General features: G+C 69.4%; 15 protein-coding genes and 5 pseudogenes. 9 read left to right on the plus strand and 11 right to left on the minus strand.

What is annotated here, in order from left to right; translation table 11 throughout:
- Positions 1-235: 235 nt before the first annotated feature.
- The 4 genes from OIB37_RS02120 to trxA all read right to left on the minus strand — a co-directional run bounded on the left by OIB37_RS02120 (position 236) and on the right by trxA (position 3062).
- The gene (locus tag OIB37_RS02120; RefSeq protein ID WP_330455768.1) at positions 236-427 is read right to left on the minus strand and encodes a hypothetical protein; all 192 of its coding nucleotides are present in this window, start codon (positions 425-427) and stop codon (positions 236-238) included.
- Positions 428-541: 114 nt separating this feature from the next.
- Positions 542-2356: an FAD-dependent oxidoreductase gene (locus OIB37_RS02125; RefSeq protein WP_330455769.1), complete on the minus strand. Its 1815-nt coding sequence runs from the start codon at positions 2354-2356 to the stop codon at positions 542-544.
- Complete coding sequence (locus OIB37_RS02130; RefSeq protein WP_030347533.1) at positions 2356-2619, minus strand: UBP-type zinc finger domain-containing protein; 264 nt, start codon at positions 2617-2619, stop codon at positions 2356-2358. The genes OIB37_RS02125 and OIB37_RS02130 overlap by 1 nt, the downstream gene beginning before the upstream one ends.
- Before the next feature lie 5 nt (positions 2620-2624).
- Complete coding sequence (gene trxA / locus OIB37_RS02135; protein WP_330455770.1) at positions 2625-3062, minus strand: thioredoxin; 438 nt, start codon at positions 3060-3062, stop codon at positions 2625-2627.
- A 322-nt stretch (positions 3063-3384) separates the two neighbouring features.
- Here trxA and OIB37_RS02140 point away from each other — a divergent pair, with 322 nt between their 5' ends.
- A complete protein-coding gene (locus OIB37_RS02140; RefSeq protein WP_330455771.1) occupies positions 3385-3687 on the plus strand; it encodes a hypothetical protein in 303 nt (100 codons plus the stop codon).
- A gap of 101 nt (positions 3688-3788) precedes the next feature.
- Positions 3789-4145, plus strand: a pseudogene (locus OIB37_RS02145) (aldo/keto reductase); the annotation flags it as partial.
- On the opposite strand, the pseudogene OIB37_RS02150 reads toward OIB37_RS02145, so the two are convergent.
- Both OIB37_RS02150 and OIB37_RS02155 read right to left on the minus strand, forming a co-directional pair.
- Positions 4093-5062 (minus strand): annotated as a pseudogene (locus tag OIB37_RS02150) (ABC transporter); the annotation flags it as partial. The pseudogenes OIB37_RS02145 and OIB37_RS02150 sit on opposite strands and share 53 nt — an antisense overlap.
- 140 nt (positions 5063-5202) lie before the next feature.
- The gene (locus tag OIB37_RS02155) at positions 5203-6192 is read right to left on the minus strand and encodes an ArsR/SmtB family transcription factor (protein ID WP_330455772.1); all 990 of its coding nucleotides are present in this window, start codon (positions 6190-6192) and stop codon (positions 5203-5205) included.
- Positions 6193-6248: 56 nt separating this feature from the next.
- Between OIB37_RS02155 and OIB37_RS02160 the strand changes: the two genes are divergently transcribed.
- Entirely contained in the window at positions 6249-7562 is a 1314-nt protein-coding gene (locus OIB37_RS02160; protein WP_330455773.1) for an MFS transporter, read from the plus strand.
- A 490-nt stretch (positions 7563-8052) separates the two neighbouring features.
- Positions 8053-8571 (plus strand): SUKH-4 family immunity protein, encoded by a 519-nt coding sequence (locus OIB37_RS02165; protein WP_330455774.1) that lies wholly within the window; start codon positions 8053-8055, stop codon positions 8569-8571.
- A 6-nt stretch (positions 8572-8577) separates the two neighbouring features.
- Here OIB37_RS02165 and OIB37_RS36230 read toward each other — a convergent pair.
- Together OIB37_RS36230 and OIB37_RS02180 are read right to left on the minus strand one after the other, a co-directional pair.
- Positions 8578-9647 (minus strand): IS630 family transposase gene (locus OIB37_RS36230; RefSeq protein WP_443058248.1). Its coding sequence is split into 2 segments (ribosomal slippage): positions 8578-9194 and positions 9194-9647, totalling 1071 coding nucleotides; the frame shifts between segments, so codons are not numbered across the junction.
- A gap of 108 nt (positions 9648-9755) precedes the next feature.
- Positions 9756-9893 (minus strand): hypothetical protein, encoded by a 138-nt coding sequence (locus tag OIB37_RS02180; protein WP_330455776.1) that lies wholly within the window; start codon positions 9891-9893, stop codon positions 9756-9758.
- A gap of 410 nt (positions 9894-10303) precedes the next feature.
- Here OIB37_RS02180 and OIB37_RS02185 point away from each other — a divergent pair, with 410 nt between their 5' ends.
- From OIB37_RS02185 to OIB37_RS02195, 3 genes and pseudogenes are all read left to right on the plus strand, one after another.
- Positions 10304-10471: a hypothetical protein gene (locus OIB37_RS02185; protein WP_330455777.1), complete on the plus strand. Its 168-nt coding sequence runs from the start codon at positions 10304-10306 to the stop codon at positions 10469-10471.
- Between the two features lie 114 nt (positions 10472-10585).
- Positions 10586-10873 (plus strand): annotated as a pseudogene (locus OIB37_RS02190) (D-sedoheptulose-7-phosphate isomerase); the annotation flags it as partial.
- Positions 10874-12955: 2082 nt separating this feature from the next.
- Entirely contained in the window at positions 12956-13402 is a 447-nt protein-coding gene (locus OIB37_RS02195) for a hypothetical protein (RefSeq protein WP_330462093.1), read from the plus strand.
- A 12-nt stretch (positions 13403-13414) separates the two neighbouring features.
- Here the strand turns inward: OIB37_RS02195 and OIB37_RS02200 are convergent.
- A pseudogene (locus OIB37_RS02200) lies at positions 13415-13540 on the minus strand (IS256 family transposase); the annotation flags it as partial.
- Between the two features lie 88 nt (positions 13541-13628).
- Positions 13629-13928, minus strand: a pseudogene (locus tag OIB37_RS02205) (recombinase family protein); the annotation flags it as partial.
- A 259-nt stretch (positions 13929-14187) separates the two neighbouring features.
- Between OIB37_RS02205 and OIB37_RS02210 the strand changes: the two are divergent.
- Entirely contained in the window at positions 14188-14796 is a 609-nt protein-coding gene (locus OIB37_RS02210) for a flavin reductase family protein (RefSeq protein WP_330455778.1), read from the plus strand.
- Here OIB37_RS02210 and OIB37_RS02215 read toward each other — a convergent pair.
- Positions 14775-15596 (minus strand): glycoside hydrolase family 16 protein, encoded by an 822-nt coding sequence (locus OIB37_RS02215; RefSeq protein WP_330455779.1) that lies wholly within the window; start codon positions 15594-15596, stop codon positions 14775-14777. The genes OIB37_RS02210 and OIB37_RS02215 overlap by 22 nt on opposite strands.
- A 275-nt stretch (positions 15597-15871) precedes the next feature.
- Here OIB37_RS02215 and OIB37_RS02220 point away from each other — a divergent pair, with 275 nt between their 5' ends.
- Complete coding sequence (locus tag OIB37_RS02220; protein ID WP_330455780.1) at positions 15872-16726, plus strand: class I SAM-dependent methyltransferase; 855 nt, start codon at positions 15872-15874, stop codon at positions 16724-16726.
- The last annotated feature ends 136 nt before the right edge of the window (positions 16727-16862 follow it).

A 16862-nucleotide genomic window follows, 5' to 3' on the forward strand; every position in this document is an offset into this window, starting at 1 on the left:
AAGAGCCGGAGGGCGCAGCGGTGGCGCCGGCACTGCGAGGACGCAGACGATGACGTCGGTGGTTGCCGAACGTAGCTCAGTCTCCGGGAAGCGGCGGGTATGGCCGCACATCTGCAGCGCCATATCCGCGCATGCAGGGGTCCCAGGCGACGGGCTGCAGCTCTTTGGCCGCAGCGGCGGCCTGTTTATCGGCGGATGCTGCCGGAGGCTTGGGTTCTACAGTGGCCAGCCGCAGCTACACCGTCTCGTAGCCGGCCACGGTGTCCGGCTGGAACCGGTCCACGACGCTCTTGCGGCATTGCGCCGGGTTGAGATCCCCCACGGCCTCCAGTGCTTCCGGCAGTTCGTCGGGCGCCTGGCGGATCAGGCCGGTCACTCCGTCGTTCAGCCGGGGCATGGCGGTGTCCGAGGATGGTGAACTGGTCAAACTGTCCTACTGCCAATGCGGCGCCAACCTGGACCAGGACGTTCAGGCAGCGAAGGGGGAACCCGAGAGCTGACTTCCGCGATGGGCACGAACCGGGGAGGAGCCAGCCGTTCGTCAGGCGAGCCATGCGGACTCCTTGTGACGTATGCGTGGGGAGGCGTCCGAGCCGCCCCCGGCAGCGGACGTGCCCGTGGTGCCGGGTGCGGCCGAGTACCCCAGGTGCCGGTGCACGAAGTGGATGGCCATCGCGCCCTCACCGGCCGCCGAGGCCACCCGCTTCACCGAGCCGCTACGGACGTCCCCTGCCGCGAAGACCCCGGGCAGGCTGGTCTCCAGGGTCATGCACGAGCGCCCGCGGCCGTGCCACACCTCGGGGTAGGCGCAGGCTTCCTGGGCCTCCGGGCCGGTGAGGACGAAGCCGCGGGAGTCGAGGGCGACGATGCCGGCGAGCCACTCGGTGTGGGGGTCGGCGCCGGTGAAGACGAACAGGCCCCGTACCGCGAGTCGGCGGTGCCCGCCCGTGCGGTTGTCGACCACGTCGAGCTCCTCCAGCACCTCCTCGCCGATGACCTCGGTGACCTCGGTGTGCAGCATGACCTCCACCCGCGGATGGCGCTCGACCTGGTCGACCAGGTAGCGGGACATGCTGGCCTCGAGGCTGGGTCCTCGGACGAGCAGGTACACCTTCGGCGCGTACCCGGCGAGGAACAGCACCGCCTGGCCCGCCGAATTGCCTCCGCCGACGACGGCCACCGGGTCGGTGCGGCACTGCTGGGCCTCGTAGACGGACGCCGAGTAGTGGACGCTCGTTCCCTCCAGGCGTTCGATGCCGGGAACCTGGAGCCGGCGGTAGCGGGCCCCCGTGGCCAGGACGACGGCGCGGGCGGCGATCTCGCTGCCGTCGGCGAACGTCACCGCGTAATGGTCCTCGTCCTCGGGACGGAGACCGGTCACCTCCACCGGAATGCTGATTCCGGCGCCGAACTTGTCGGCCTGCAGCACGGCGCGTTCGGTGAGTTCGGCGCCGGAGATGCCGGCGGGGAAGCCGAGCAGATTCTCGATGCGGGACGACGTGCCGGCCTGGCCGCCGGTGGCCATCGCCTCCACCACGGTGGTGCTCAGGCCCTCGGAGGCCGCGTACACCGCGGCAGCGAGTCCGGCGGGTCCGGAGCCGACGATCAGGACGTCGCCGTGACGGTTTCCGGCGGGCAGTGACGGCAGGCCGATGAGCCGGGCCAGTTCCGCGTTGCTGGGGTTGCGCAAGAGGGTGGTGTCCCGCCAGATGACGAGCGGTGTCTCCTCCGGGCCGACGCCGAAGCGGCGCAGCAGGTCCTCGGCCTCCTTGTCGGTCTCCAGGTCGATCCAGCGGTGCGGCAGCCGGTTGCGGACGGCGAACTCACGCAGCCGCCTGGTGTCGGGCGAGTAGCGCGAGCCGATGATGCGGAAGCCGGCGCCCTGTTCGACGAGCAGCGCGCGACGGCCCAGACAGGCGCGCAGCACGACGTCCCCGATGGTGGAGTCCTGGGACACCAGGTGGCGCAACTGGTCCAAGGAGACGACGAGGACCTCGCCCGGCTCCCTGACGACTGCGGTGTAGAAGGCCACCTGTCCGTGCAGCAGCCCGAGTTCGCCGATGAAGCGACCGGGGCCGTGCACGCGCAGCACGTGCTCCTCGGGAGTGCCGTAGTCCTCGACCACGGCGACGGTACCGCTGAGGACGACGAAGAGCGTCTCGCAGCGCTCCCCCTCCCGGATCAGCACGTCGTTCGCAGCCGTGCTCCGGCGTTGCCCGTGCTCCGCCAGACGTTCCGTCTGGTCCTCCGTAAGGCGCGGATACGCGCCGTAGATGTCCGGGGTCTCCCAGAACACGGCCTCGTCCGCTTCCTCCGGCACCGGTTCTTCGCCCGGCAGCGGCTGGTCGCCGGACATCAGACGAACGCCTCGTGGACGTAGCACCAGCGCCATTCCTCGCCGGGCTGGAACGACTGCACGATCGGATGGGCGTCGGCAGCCGCGTGCTTACGCGCGTGCTTGTTCGGCGAGGAGTCACAGCAGCCGACGTGCCCGCAGGTCAGGCAGAGCCTCAGGTGGACCCACGGGGAGCCGAGCAGCAGACACTCCTGACACCCTTCCGGGGTCAGCGGCTGGACCGGCCGGACAAGCGCGAGGTGAGGGTCTGCGTGCAGGGTCATCCGGATCACCTTTCCCGGGCCGCTATCGACTGTTCGACCCACTGGCGCAGAGCGGGGGCGGGCGCCGCACCCGCCTGCCGGGCTACCGTCCGGCCCCGGTCGAGGACGAGCAGTGTCGGTACCGCCTGGACCTCGAAACGCTGCGACAGCCGCGGGTTCTTGTCGACGTCGACCTTGACGAGTCTGATTCGGCCCGCGAGATCGGAGGCGACCCTCTCGAGCGCGGGGCTGACCATGCGGCAGGGGCCGCACCAGGTGGCCCACAGGTCCACCACTACGGGGACGTCGGCCCGCTCGGCGACCTCGATGAAGTCGTCGTCGCCCGCGTCCACCATCCACGGTAGGGGCTGCTTGCAGTGGCCGCACTCGGGGCGGCCCTCCGCGGCCACGGGTACCCGGTTGGTGCGCCCGCAGTTCGGACAACTGACGGTCGTCGCCTGCATCGTGCAGCAGGTTCGTCCTGCGCCCCGGCGGCCGGCGGACGTTCGGCGCGGCCGGCGCGCTGGGCGCCTTCGCCTTCGCGATCCTCGGCCCGATCTCCTCCCTCGGGGCGAGCGTGCTCCATGGCACCCTGCACACCGACTCGCACCTCGTGGTCGGCCTGGCGGCCTTCCTCATGTTCGGTTCCGCGGCGGCCGTCCAGCTGGTGCTGGGTCGCCTTCCACTGCCCCGGCTCCTGACCGTGGGGGCAGTGGTCTTCCCGGTCGGCCTGGTCCTGTGCGCCGTCGCCCTGTACACCCGGCGCTCTGGCTCTACCTGGTCGCCGTGTCCCTGTCAGGAGGCGGCTCTGGGCTGCTGTTCAAGGGAGGCGTCGAACGTGCCGTCTCAGTGGCCGAGCCCGCCTCACGCGCGGGGGTCCTCGCCGTGTTCTTCGTCGTCGCGTACCTGGGGAGGGGCCTGCCGTCCGTCCTGTTCAGCATCGCCCTGCGGCATTTCGCCGTGCAGACCGCGATGATCGGTTTCGCGGCTGTCCTCTCCTGCGGCGCCATCGTGTCGGTCGCCGTCGCGTTGCGCGACCGCGCACCCGGTCCCGGCGAGCTCTCGGCGCAGTCCGCTCGCCCCTCCTGACCTCCCTGCGGCCCACGCGACACCGGTTGTCTGGGGGCGCGGACCTGGGCACTCGGTGCGGGCGCGCGTGACATGGATCCGCGGCGGACGGGAGGCCCGAGATGTCTGCGGTATCGGCCAGAACGATCGCGCTCCCCTCCGGTGAGGAGATCGCGGCGCTCGGGCAGGGCACCTGGTACCTGGGCGAGGACCCGGCCCGGCGTGAGCAGGAGATGGCCGCGCTGCGGCTGGGCGTGGACCTGGGCATGACCGTCGTCGACACGGCGGAGATGTACGGCGACGGCGCGGCCGAGGAGCTCATCGGGGAGGCCCTGCGGGGACGCCGGGAGGAGGTCTTCCTCGTCAGCAAGGTGCTGCCCGGCCACGCCGACCGGAAGGGCACCGTCGCCGCCTGCGAGGGCAGCCTGCGGCGGCTCCGTGCGGAACGGCCAGCACTTCCGCGATGTTCTTGCCGCGGTAGGTGACTTCCAGCGTTTCGGCGTTGTACCGGGCGCCCTCGCAGGTCGGGCACGGCGCGTAGGTGGCGGGCAGGAACAGCAGTTCCACCGCGACGAATCCTTCGCCCTGGCAGGTCTCGCACCGTCCTTCGGGCACGTTGAAGGAGAACCGCCCGGCCGAGTAGCCGCGCGCCCTGGCCTCGTCCGTCGCCGCGTACAGCTTTCGCACCGCGTCGAACATCCCCGTGTACGTGGCCAGGTTGGACCGGGGAGTCCGCCCGATGGGCCGTTGGTCGACCAGGACCAGCCGGTCGAACGACTCGACCCCCGACGCGTCCTGGACGTCGACCTCCAGCCGCGCCTCGCGGCTCCTCGAGTGCGAGTCCCAGGTGGCCGCGGACGACCTCGGCGAGCACCTGCGTCACCAGCGTCGACTTTCCGGAACCGGACACGCCCGTCACCGCCGTCAGCACGCAGAGCGGTACGGCGACGGACACGTCGCGCAGATTGTGGCGGGAGACGCCGCTCAGGTGCAGCCAGCCGTCCGGTGTGCGCGGGCGGTGATCGAGCGGCTGGGCGCGCCCGAACAGGTACTGGCTCGTGGCCGACTCCCGGACCCGCTCAAGACCGGCGACCGGGCCGCTGTACAGCACGCGTCCTCCGCCCTCGCCGGCGCCTGGGCCGATGTCGACCACCCAGTCAGCCCGCCGTACGACGTCCATGTCGTGCTCCACGACGAACAGCGAGTTGCCCGCCGCCTTGAGGCGGTCCAGCACGTCCAGCAGCGGTTCCGCGTCGGCCGGGTGCAGGCCCGCGGAGGGTTCGTCGAGGACGTAGACGACGCCGAACAGCCCCGAGCGCAGCTGGGTGGCGATCCGCAGGCGCTGCGCCTCGCCGGGCGACAAGGTCGTCGAGCGGCGCCCGAGGCTGGAGCGGCCCTTTTCGGCAGGCTCAAGGATCGCAACGCACTCCACATGATGCGTCATCGAAATCACGTCACGTTCAGCGAACGATGAAGAAACCCCAGGCCGCCCGCTACCTGCCCGTATGCCCCGCTGACAACCCATTCAGACGCCCTCTAATGGCACAGTTCGCCGCCCAGTCGGGTCCGGGCGTACCGGACGGTGCGGCCGCTGCGGGTGCGGCTGAGCAGGCCGGCGTCGTAGAGGACGGCGAGGTGCTGGCTGACGGCGCCGGGGGTGACGTCGAGGCGGTGGGCGAGTTCCGTGGTGGACGCGGGTTCCGCCAGCAGGAGCAATAGCCGGGCGCGGGGGCGGCCGAGGAGCCGTACGAGGGCCTGGTCGGTGACCGGGGGCGGTTCCTCGGAGAGGGTGGCGCGGCCGCGGGCCGGGTAGAAGAGCATCGGCGGCCGCGTGGAGTCGATCAGCGCCTGGGCACCCCGGGCGAACAACGTGGGCAGCAGCACCATGCCGCGCCCGGCGATACTGATCCCCGTTCCGTGGCGCGGAGCCTGCGCATTGGGGCGCCCGGTGCGCAGCCGCAGATGGCCGCCGGTCCAGGTGAGCCGTGAATCGATCCCGGACAGCATCGCACCGGCGCCTTGTTCCGCCAACGTCCGTCCCTGATAGGCGAGATCGGCCTCCATAATGCTCTGCACGCGTGGCCACCAGTCGGTGACCAGACAGGTGTGCCAATAGGTGTCGAGCGCGTCGGCGGTCCGGGCGAGGAGTGCGGCGGGATCGGCGAGGCCATGGGCGACGACCGGCGGCAGCGCGCCCTCGGTGCGATAGGTGGCGCGGAAGTCGGCGGCGACGACGCCGGGCGGAGTGGCGCACACCTGCTCCAACTCGTCGGCGAAGACCGGGCGGACCCGGACGGGTCGCGGGGTGAGAAAGTCCGGCACCGACCGCCAAGGGGCGACCAAAGCGCTGAGCACCTCGTGATCGAGGGAGTCCAGGCAGCCGCGGATGCGGCGCAGCCAGGGCCGGTGGTGCGGATAGCGCGCGGGGTCGTTCAGAGAGCGCAGCGAGAACACCGCCTCCTGGAACGGGGAGTAGGAGAAGGCGGTGGTGGCGAGGTCGTCAACGCCGAAGCGAAACTCGATCATTGAGTAGGAGGCTAAATGATTGTCGGTACCGCGTGACCGGCGGTTCGCTGATCGGCATGACGACGACATCACCCTCCTCGGCCTCCTCGGACTTTGATCCATCGGGGGCGTCGCCACCTGAGCGCGCCACCCGGGCCGCAGGACTGCTGCCCGCCGACCCGACGCTGCGCCGCGCCACGCTGTTCACCCTGATCGACTCCGTCGGCGCGGGTCTCTACTTCCCGCTGGGTGTCCTGTACTTCACGCGTATCGTCGGCCTCGACGCGACCGCGGTCGGGCTCGGCCTGTCGGTCGCGGGACTGATAGGGGTGGTCGCCGGCATCCCCGCGGGCCGGGCTGCCGACCGGTGGGGTGCCCGGGAGGTGGGGGCGCTGTTGTGGGGCGGCGCCGCGGTGGCCACGGCGGGCTACGTCGTGGTGGACTCGTACGCCGGATTCCTCGTCGCGGTGGTGTGCGCGACCGTGCTGCGGATGGCCAGTCACGGGGTGCAGAGCGCGATCTACGCGGACGTGCTGCCCACGGCCACGCGCGTGGAGGCGCGGGCCTATCTGCGGGCGGTCACGAACGTGGCGATGGGGGTGGGCGGCCTGTTCGGCGCGATCATCCTTCAACTCGACACGCGAGCCGCGTATGTGACGGCGATCCTGCTGAACGCGCTCACGTTCCTCGCACCGGCCCTGATGGTGCGCCGCCTGCCGCTGGCCGCGCATGCGCGGGACCGGGCCCGGCTCGCGGACGATGCCCCGGCCGCCGACCGCTGGCGTGCGGTGCGCGATCTGCCGTACCTGACGGTGACCGTGCTGAACGCGCTGCTCTGCGTGCAGTTCGCCCTGATGGAGGTCGGGCTGCCGCTGTGGGTCGTCGAGCGGACCGAGGCACCTCGCTGGACGGCTGCTCTGCTGCTGATCACGAACTGCGTGCTGGTGGCGCTGTTCCAGGTCCGGGTGGCCCGGCGGGCCGCCCAAGTCCCCAGCGCTGTGCGGGCGATGTACTGGTCGGGGCCGCTGCTCGCGGTGTCCTGCGGGGTGTACGCGCTGTCGTCCGGGTTGTCGCCGGCGTGGGCGGTGCTCGTGCTGGGCTTCGGCAGCGTGGTGCAGGTCCTCGCCGAGCTGCTGTCGGCCGCGGGCGGCTGGACTCTCGGCTACGAACTGGCCGACGCCCGTGCCCACGGCGTCTACCAGGGCGTGTTCCAGGCGGGCATGTCGACGGGCGTCATGGCGGGCCCGGCGCTGGTGACGGCGACCGCGATCCAGCACGGCACGGCGGGCTGGGCGGTGCTGGGCGTACTGTTCGCGCTGGCGGGCTTCACGGTGCGCCCGGCGGTGCGGTGGGCGTTCCGGGACGGAGCGTGGCGGGGCGAAGCCGCGTGACCCGTGACGACGACAGTCCGCGAACCCGCATGCCCGGTCACGGCGACCGCCCGCGGACCGGCACCCCCGGTGACGTCGCTCCGCGGACGGCTGGCCAGGGGATCCGGCTCCGAGGAGTGATCCTGCCGTGGCCTCCACCTAGAAAGCGTCTGGAAAGCCTGTCAGCGGGTCATACGGGCAGATAACGGGGATGTGGCACACATTCGGGGGCTGGGGTGGGCGAGCCGCACGCCCGTTACTCGTCCGCGTGACGCGCACGATTCCAAGCACTCTTGCACCATCGACTGAATCGGCAGTCCACCTGACCAGCGGTGCAGGTCGTCTGGCACATCATCAGAACGAGCGCCGGATGATCGTCAAGATGACTCTGTGAGCGTCAATTCGGCGTCAAGCTACTGAACTTGATTGAGTGATGTCGGGGCCCGCCGCAGGGTGGCAGGGGCCAGCTCGCGCCTTCCCGGTGTGGCCGGAGCACGAGGATGATGTTCGCGTGATCCGAGACTTCCCGCCGTTGCCGTTGCCATTGCCCCAGTACGCCGTGGTCCGTATCGGCTGCTCACCAGGGGTGCCTGCCGAGATCGCCGCCGATCTGCGGGAAGTCGGCGTCCCAGCAGGGCTGATCGGATATGAGTACCAACCGCTGACTGAGGCGACGCTCCTGGACGGGAACGGTGAGAGCGGGTTGGTCGTCTTTGGGTCCAGTGGCCTGTTCGGTCGGCTTGGCGTCGATGTGGCTTCGCGTCGCGTCGTGCAGATCCCCAAGATCGGGTCCGCGACCGCCTGGCATGTGAACAGGGACCTCGAAGCCTTCCACCGGTGCGTCGCGGGCATCATCGCCCGCTTCCCGTTCTACGAGGAAGACGAGGAGGACAGGTTCCAGGAGGTGGCGGACGAGCTTCGTCGGCTCCTCGCTGCTCTCGATGCCACCGCACTCGCAGACAACGGGTTGTGGGAGACCTTGTGTGATGACGTGGCGATGGGCGACTACGCGAACTGGGAGGAGGAATGAGTCGCGTCAGTCCTCCAGGGTCAGGCCGGTGGTTGCGAGGCAGCCGTCGACGAGTTCTGGACGGTACTGGATCCTCTTGAGCCGACGTTTCACGGCTCGGGTGATCTGAGTGAGGTCCGCGGCGGGGAGGTTGCCGATCTCGCGTTTGACCAGTGACCAGATGCCCTCCTGTGGGTTGAGGTCCGGGGCGTAGGCGGGCAGGTGGAACACGGTGAGCCACTCGGCGTTCGTCTCGATGAACGCACGCATGCCAGCGGTCAGGTGCAGGCGGAGGTTGTCCCAGACCAGGACGATCGGGCCGCCGAGCTGGATGCGGACGCGGACGATCAGGTCGCGGAAGTCGCGCCAGCCGAAGCCCTTCGGTTCGTCCTTGCGGCCGTGATACTCGCGGATCGCGTAGATCAGCCGGGACCGCTCGCCCGGCTTATAGCAGGTCATGCCCGCCATCGACACCCGCCCGGAGCCGCGGCCCCTCACCCTCACGACCGGGGTCTGGCCGATCCGGACCCAGGTTCTGGCGCGCGGCGGAGTCATCGACTGCCCGGCCTCGTCTTCGAAAACGATCCAGGCCCCGCGCTCCGCCGCGATGCTCTTACCCGCGGCCAGGTCTCCTTCTTCCATATTTCGACCGCGTCGTCATCGCGCTCGATCGCCCGCCGAGTGGGCTGCTGCCAGCTCCAGCCGTGCCGCTTCAGCAGCCGCCAGGTGCCCTCGACCGTGTAGGAGACGTGGAACAGCCGGCCGATGAGCGTCTTGATCCGTGCCAGCGTCCACCGCTGGTCCGTCCAGCCGTGAGCCAGCGGACCACGCTCCAACTCCCGCTCCAGCCTGGCGACCTGGACTTCGTTGAGCCGAGGTCTTCCCGGCGACCCCTTCGACAGAACCCCGGCCTCACCGCCCTCGCGCCAGGCCCGACGCCACCGCTCAACCGACCGCACACTGATCCGCAGGGCAGCGGCAACCTCCGCGTTCTTCTGCCCGCTCTCGAAACGCTCCACGGCCTGGAGCCGCAGCCACTCCCGCGTAGTTCTCTCGGCGTCGGTCAGTCCGCCGCCCTGAGCTTGAGTAAGCCCCAGCGCGGCACGGCTGCGGCGCAGAGCACAGGCCAGCCGGCCCACGGCGGTGCCAGCGTCCGGCACCTTCTTGAGGCGCCGGACCTTCCGAACGGTAGTCAAGGCGCGGGGTCAGATCGGGGTGGCCCGCAGCACGACCAACGCCGCGCGCAACAGCGAGGTCGGCCTGCTGGTGGTACAGGCCCACGTCACAACAGCGCCGAGGAGGCCGGCGCAGCCGACGCCGAGGACGGCGTTGGTGGGCTCCATCCCCGTTTAGGACAGAGAGGCGGCGCAGGGGCCTCTTCACCCAGTAGGTGAGGGAGAGCCGGCCAACGGAGGCGAGGCGGACGTCCTCACTCTCGGGGTCGTCGGCGTTCCATTGGCGGAAGCCCCACGGATCACCCGCGGCGGCGTTCAGGACGTCCCACACAGTGTCTTTGACGTGCTCGGGCGGGGTGTCGAGAACCTTCGCGGCCGGCGAGGAGAAGCGGACCGCTTACGGCTGTCCGGTCATCGGCGCCTTGCCCGCAGCTCCGCTAGGTCGACGAACTCGCTGTCGTCGTAGCCGGAGGCGACGAACGCGTCGACCGCCGGGGTGGACCCCGTTCACGGCGATCGCCCGCCAGCTCGTCCCTGCAGCCACCACGGACGAGTTGGACAGCCTGTGGAGCGATGGGGTGCACCTGACCGAGCTGGGCGACACTGTGCTGCTCCGGCAGGCCGAACGGATCCTCGCCGAGCACCGGATCGTGGAGAAGCTCTTCGACTACCCGCTCTTGGAGCGCGACGCCGCTCTTGCCGCGTACGGGCCGATGTTGGCCCGGTACCGACCGACCGGCTCCTGAAGACTCCGGGCCGCCCGGCGCTGGTCGGCCACCGCCGGCGCCCCGACCCATCGCCTCTGCCCGTTTCGTGACCTTCGAGGGAGCTGACCCGTGACCCTGCCGGGACGCGCACACATACAGGCGCTCTCCGCCGCGTTACCCCTACTCGACACCACCCGCCTCCAAGCCTGGGGCCACCTCCTGGCCAAGCGGCTCCCCGCAGGCGGGCGGCTGTTGGTCGCGGGCAACGGCGGCTCGGCCGCCGAAGCACAGCACCTGACCTCCGAACTCGTCGGCCGCTTCCGCGCCGAGCGGGCACCGCTGTCCGCGATCGCACTGCACGCCGACACCTCCTCGGTCACCGCCATCACCAACGACTACGGACCTGACGAGGTCTTCGCCCGGCAGGTCCGCGCCCCAGGAATGAAGCTGCGTGTGGCCATCTCACGTGGCGTGCTCAGCATCGGTCAGGGCGGTTGGTGGGGATATGAACTGAACCCGGTGAGCAGAATTCTGAACTCTCAGCCCCTCGGCTCCCCCCAGCGTGTAGCTGCCGACCGGTGGCGTTAGTTCGGAGAAGCCACGTCGAATACCAGGTCGGCTCTCCGGCCGGGCCGGTCCACACGAGCGTCTCGCGGCGAAACCCGACCCGCAGCATCGCCGGACCGCCGGCCAGCAGGGTGCAGTGGCTGCAGGACCAGAGTTCCCTGTCAAGGAGTATGTTCAGCTTGGAAGTCTCGTGGCGGGCGCGCCCGCCACGAGACAACGCGCTGGGGCGCCCGGGAGAATGAAGTGGCCGTCTTTCCCTTCAATGCATTGCTCTTCTCACGCATAGCACACGAAGCCTCTGGCGGAGGTGGTTCTTCTTGGCCGAAAACCCATCCGCCAGGGCTTCACCACGCTGTCAGGCCAACTGCCGCACCATCTCCGCAGGTTGAAAAAGCTCACGGCTTAGACACAACACAGCTTGAACTTACTGGCCACGTTGAACGTCACCCATGTTTGATCGGGCCTGTTATACAACGTCAAGACAAAGTTGCGAGGCTGAGAGGTGACCTGACTAAACGGAAGCCCCTTCTGCTTCTCAAGGGGGGCGGTGCTGCAGCGAGTTCCCTCAAAGAGGCGTAGGAGCGCCTTCGCCTCAATTGTGCCAGAAGTGGTGCGTCGCACCGTGAATCGCACCCATCCCCTGGTGTCACCGCCTGCACACGCCTCGGTTGACCAGCTTTTCGCTACGTGCTCTCCGGCCCTCATGGCGAACACATGCGAGAAGTCTTGGTAGTGGGCGTAAGCGGTTCCAAAAGGAAACTCCAAACCGCTGTACACCTTGAGCTTTCCCTGAACGGTGATGTTGGAGCCAGCGCTAGGCGGCAAGGCGGCAGCCTGCATCACGTCGGCGAACGGGATGGGGGTGAGCAGCACTGCCGCTGCGAGGGCGCGTCCAAGCATTTCGAACCTCGCGGATTGGACTTGGCGCGATAGGCATTGATACGGATTGTTTGGAGCAGTCGCCGCATGAGTGCGTTGCCTAGCGTGTCGCCCCAGGGAGCCGCTATCGGGGGCCACATGCATCATTGCATGCCGCCGCAGTGGCGATCCCTTGCATCATCGTCTCGGCCTTATCGCTGCGGGGTGAAGGATCCCGCAACTCCAGATTGCACCCCTTGGCCAAAGGATGCCACTCGCTGGAGAAGCGCACCGAAAACCCCTAGGACGACCGGAGCGAGCTGGACACCGCGCTCGCAGCCCTCCAGGCCATCCGTGAATGCCTGGCCGGCGCCTTAAGGACTCGTACGCGATCTTGCTGACGTGCAGCGGCTCATACGAGGGTGCTGTTGAGCAGGTTGCCGCTCCCGGCACCAAGGTCGGCCACAGGCTTCGCCGGAGTCATGCCGGTATGAAGCTCGGCCACCAGGGTGGAACGTTGCCCGGACACAGCGGGGCGGGGTGCGAGCCCGGCATGCCGAGCCATGTGACAAGGAACCAGGCGAACCACGGGGTGAAGACGAACCCTGCAGTCAGGGATTTCCCGCGATGACGTTTCCCGAGGGTGCTGTGCAGGCTGGCTCGCGAGCAGGAGGCGTACGAACAGGCGCAGGTGGAGTTCAGCCCAGACGCTTCGGAAGGCCGTCTGTGAACCCACACCCCGGCCGGTTTCAGCCGGCTACACGTGCACAGCCCATGGAGGCTCTGCGGCGGCAGGGCTCAGCCTTATCCTTCCGTCGCCCGGACAGCGAGCTGGGATCCCTGGAGTAGCTGGGGCCTCGCCGCGGTCTGGCGGGATGCAAAGGCGAACGGCGCTACGTCCCTCAGGGGTTGCTGCGGCTCCCCGAGATGCAGTGGAGGAGATCCAGAGCGAACCTGGTAACAGGGGACTCCATGAGACGTTCACGCCAGGGGTGCGACAATTCCACAGCCTGACTCCAGGCATTGCGAGGCATCGGCATGCAACTCGGACGCTTCCTAGCAACTGCCCTCCTGTTGGCTCCCATCCCTTTTGCAGGCATGACGGAGCCCGCTTCAGCAGCTGCACAACACATCATCGTTCTCCAAGGAAAGATCGGGGCACGTGACGGGGCCGATGTCTGGGGAGGTCACTCGGTTACGAAGGAAAGTCCCTTCCGGGAAACATTCGTTCTCACGCACAACGACCGACAATGGAAAAAGACCTTCAAAGTGTGTGCAGGCAATGAAGCCAGAGCGGTACTGTACGTGCGGGCATATCTGCGTGATGACGAGCAGGTGTACGTGCGGCCGAATGTGTGGCTGTATGAGGGCCATGACTGTGACTCCAGTGATCTCGATGCGAACGTTTGGCCCGCGAGTCAAGTGATGCCCGGAGGTCGAGGCAGCCGCTCGTGGCAGATATGGCTGCCATCTGAAGAGGAGAATCTCGGTGTGCGGGATGCTGCCTACGCGGACGTCACGTTCACCCATGCCCTTTTCCCGTGATGGCTTGCGATAGACCTTGGGGTGGACACCGTCGGCCCACACGTACACGTAGTCGGATCCGGACAGGTCCCGGTCCTGGAAGGCGACGTGGTCGTCGCTCCACTGCTTGGTCAGCCGGGTCACCGTGGCCGGCGAGAGCCAGCTGGAGCTCGAACTGGACCTGGGACCAGGTCTTGGAGCTGACGATGGCTGTCCAGCACCCTGCGAGGGTGTGCTCGACAATGTCGATCAAGTCTTCGAGGTCCCGCGGCTGGCGGACCAGGCGGTCGAGGTCGTAGAAGATGACGCCGCCGATGACACCGCCGGCCAGGTCGGCGAGCAGGCGGCGGAACTCGGGGCGGACGACGACCCGGTCGACGCTGCCGTCGGCGCGGGTGATCTTGCGCTTCTTGAACGCCGAGGTGTCGTTCTCCTTGTAGATCTTTGCGAACGGTCCCCACGCCAGACGACAGCGTGTGTCCTCGGCATCCTCCTGCTGGCGGTCCACGCCCGCTTCGAGGCCGAAGTGGTCGGACGAGATGCGCAGGTGGGCGCCGGGGGACGAACTTGGACAGCTCGTCGTACAGGTTGAGGGTGACGCGGCCGCCGCGCGCGTGTGCGGGGATCTCGAAGTCGTCCCAGTCGAACGAGGGGGCGTGCGAAGGGATCGGTTGGGTCATGACGGTGGTGCTCCAGGGCTCGTGCCTGCCGGCATCGGGCGCTTTCCGTCGGAACCAGGGGCTCGGCGGTGCTGCGATCCGGGTCTACGATCCGCCGCCCACGTGCTGACCTGGATACTTACAGGCATGCGCGTCGACTTCGCCCCTGAGAACATGCCCACCCGCGACTTCTACCAGCTGCTCACCTCCGTGGTCGTACCGCGGCCGATCGCCTGGGTCTCGACCCTCACGGCGGACGGCGAGACGGCGAACCTCGCTCCGCACTCGTTCTTCACCGTCTCCTGCGTCGATCCGCCCATCGTCCAGTTCACCTCGGTGGGCCGGAAGGACTCCCTGCGCAACGTGGAGGAGACCGGGGAGTTCGTCGTCAACCTGACTCCCGAGCCGCTCTTCACGGAGATCAACGCGACGGCGACCGACTTCCCCCGACACGAAGGGGAGTTCGACGCGGTGGGCATCGCCCGCGAGCCCTCGCTGCGGGTGCGGCCGCCGCGCGTGGCCGACTCTCCGGCCGCGCTGGAATGCACCCTGCACGCGACGCTGCGGCTGGGCGATTCGACGGTGGTGTTCGGCCGGGTCGTGCACGCCGTGGTCAGCGAGGACGCCCTGGTGGACGGCCGGCCGGACATCCGGCTGCTGCGCCCGCTGGCGCGGTTGGGTGGCAACGAGTGGAGCACGATCGGCGAGGTACGCGATCTGGCGCGCCCGCGGTATCAGGACCGGCCGCGCGACTGAGGCCGGGCCGGCCGCTCGTCGCCTCCTTCCGGTCCTTCCGGGCCCGCCGTCTCCCGGTCCTCGGCGGCGGGGCGGTCGTACGGCTCTCCCCCGCCCGGTGACGGACGCCGGACGACGAGTCCGCTCACCTGGAACGACATCTCGGTCGTCCCCGGATCGGGCGCCGGGTGCCAACGCCCGCCGCACACAGACAGGTTGACGATGAGATAGGCGCGCCAGGAGCGTCCCGTGCCCCGGTGGTCGGCGAAGACCCGCTCGCCGTTCACCCACCAGACGACGGACCGCGCGCCGAACTCGGTGCGCAGGTCGATCCAGGCGCCGGGGGCCACGGCGCGGCCGCGGAAGTAGCGCTCGCCGCCGCGCACGTGGTTGGTGAACTCCAGGAGGTCGGGGTTGTCGGGGTGGTACTCGAAGACGTCGATCTCCTGGCCGCCGTCCCGCCAGGTCCAGATGGCCGGCCAGGCACCGGTCTCCCGGGGCAGTCGTACGCGGGTCTCCAGTACGTCTCCCGGCCGGAGCATGAACCCGTCTTCGCTGCCCTCCGTGGTCAGCAGGCCCGTGTTCCACATGCCGTCGGGACGGCGGGTCGCCCTGAAGAAACCTCTGCGGCTGTGGTCCGCGTCGGCGACGAGGTGATCCAGCTTGTCGTCGCCCCGGTTCTCCGGGCCGCCGTCGGGGTACGCCCACGAACGGCCCGCGACCCACTGCCGCCGGGACGCGAAGTCGGCCGTGAACACCACGTCCGGGCCGGACGGGACGCGCGGAGGCGGGACCGGGGCACCCGCTGTCGGTTCGTGCATGTCCCATGTCTCACCGCCTCACGGCCGGACATGCGCCCGGCCCGGGACATCGCCACCGGAATGACCCGTCCGGGTGAACCGGACCCGCCCTGGGCGCGCCGGTCGGCCCGGGGCACGCGTCGCGCCTGGACCTACGCTGGACCAGACGGTCGGTGACCGGGCCGGTGGTCGGTGACCACCGGCCGGTGTGGCGACCGGTGTTCGAACGACCATGGATCAGCGCTCAGCAATCAGTGATCAGTGATCAGTGATCAGCGATCAGTGAGGAAGCCGAGATGGACCACGCCGGGCAGGGCGTCGTGTGGAAGGGCGTGCCCGAGACACTGCTGTGGAACCTCTACCAGCGTGCCTTCGAGGCGCGGCAGCCGGACACGGTGCTGGAGGACCCGAAGGCGGTCGAGCTCGTCGAGCGCCTCGACTACCCCTTCGAGGAGAACTTCGGCGCGCCCTCGCCGCTCCTCGCCCAGGGGCAGGTCCTGCGCGTGCGCACCTTCGACGACGCCGTCAGGGCCTTCCTCCGGGAACACCCCGACGGCACCGTCGTCAACCTGGCCGAAGGGCTGGAGACCCAGTTCTGGCGGGTGAACAACGGCCGTGCGCGCTGGCTGGGCGTCGAGCTGCCGGAGACGGCGGAGGTGCGCCGCGCGCTGCTGCCGGACGAGGAGCGCCGTCGGACCCTGGGGCGGTCGGCGCTCGACCTGTCCTGGCGGGACGGGGTGGACGCGTCCCGCGGTGTGCTCGTCACCGCGCAGGGCCTGCTGATGTATCTGCGTCCCGCCGAGGTGCGGGAGCTGATCGACGGATGTGCCGAGGGGTTCCCCGGCGGGGCCCTGGTCTTCGACGCGGTGCCGCGCTGGTTCGGCGAACGGACGATGCGCGGCGAGATGAAGACGGCGCAGGGGTACGTCACTCCCCCCATGCCGTGGGCGCTCGACGCAGGCGAACTGGGTGAGGTGCGCACGGCCCACCCGGCCGTCGCCGAGGTACGTGAGCCGCCCCTGCCGCGCGGGCGCGGCACGTACTACGGCGCCGTGTGGCCCCTGCTGCGGCGGCTGCCGGGCGTGCGCAACATCCGGCCGACCATGACGGTCATGGCCCGCTTCGCACCGGCCGCTCAGGGCGCGCCCTGATCCGAGGTGCCGACGCGTACTGCCGGCCGTGAGCCGCGGCGCCGGCGCGTACCGCCGGGCGTGAGCCTCGCCCGCGGCCGGCATCCGCCGCGGTGACGGTCCCTGGGCTCCGGGCCGTTCGGCCCCGGACCGGTCC

The sequence above is a fragment of the Streptomyces sp. NBC_00820 genome, assembly GCF_036347055.1.
In the GTDB taxonomy this organism is placed as follows: domain Bacteria; phylum Actinomycetota; class Actinomycetes; order Streptomycetales; family Streptomycetaceae; genus Streptomyces.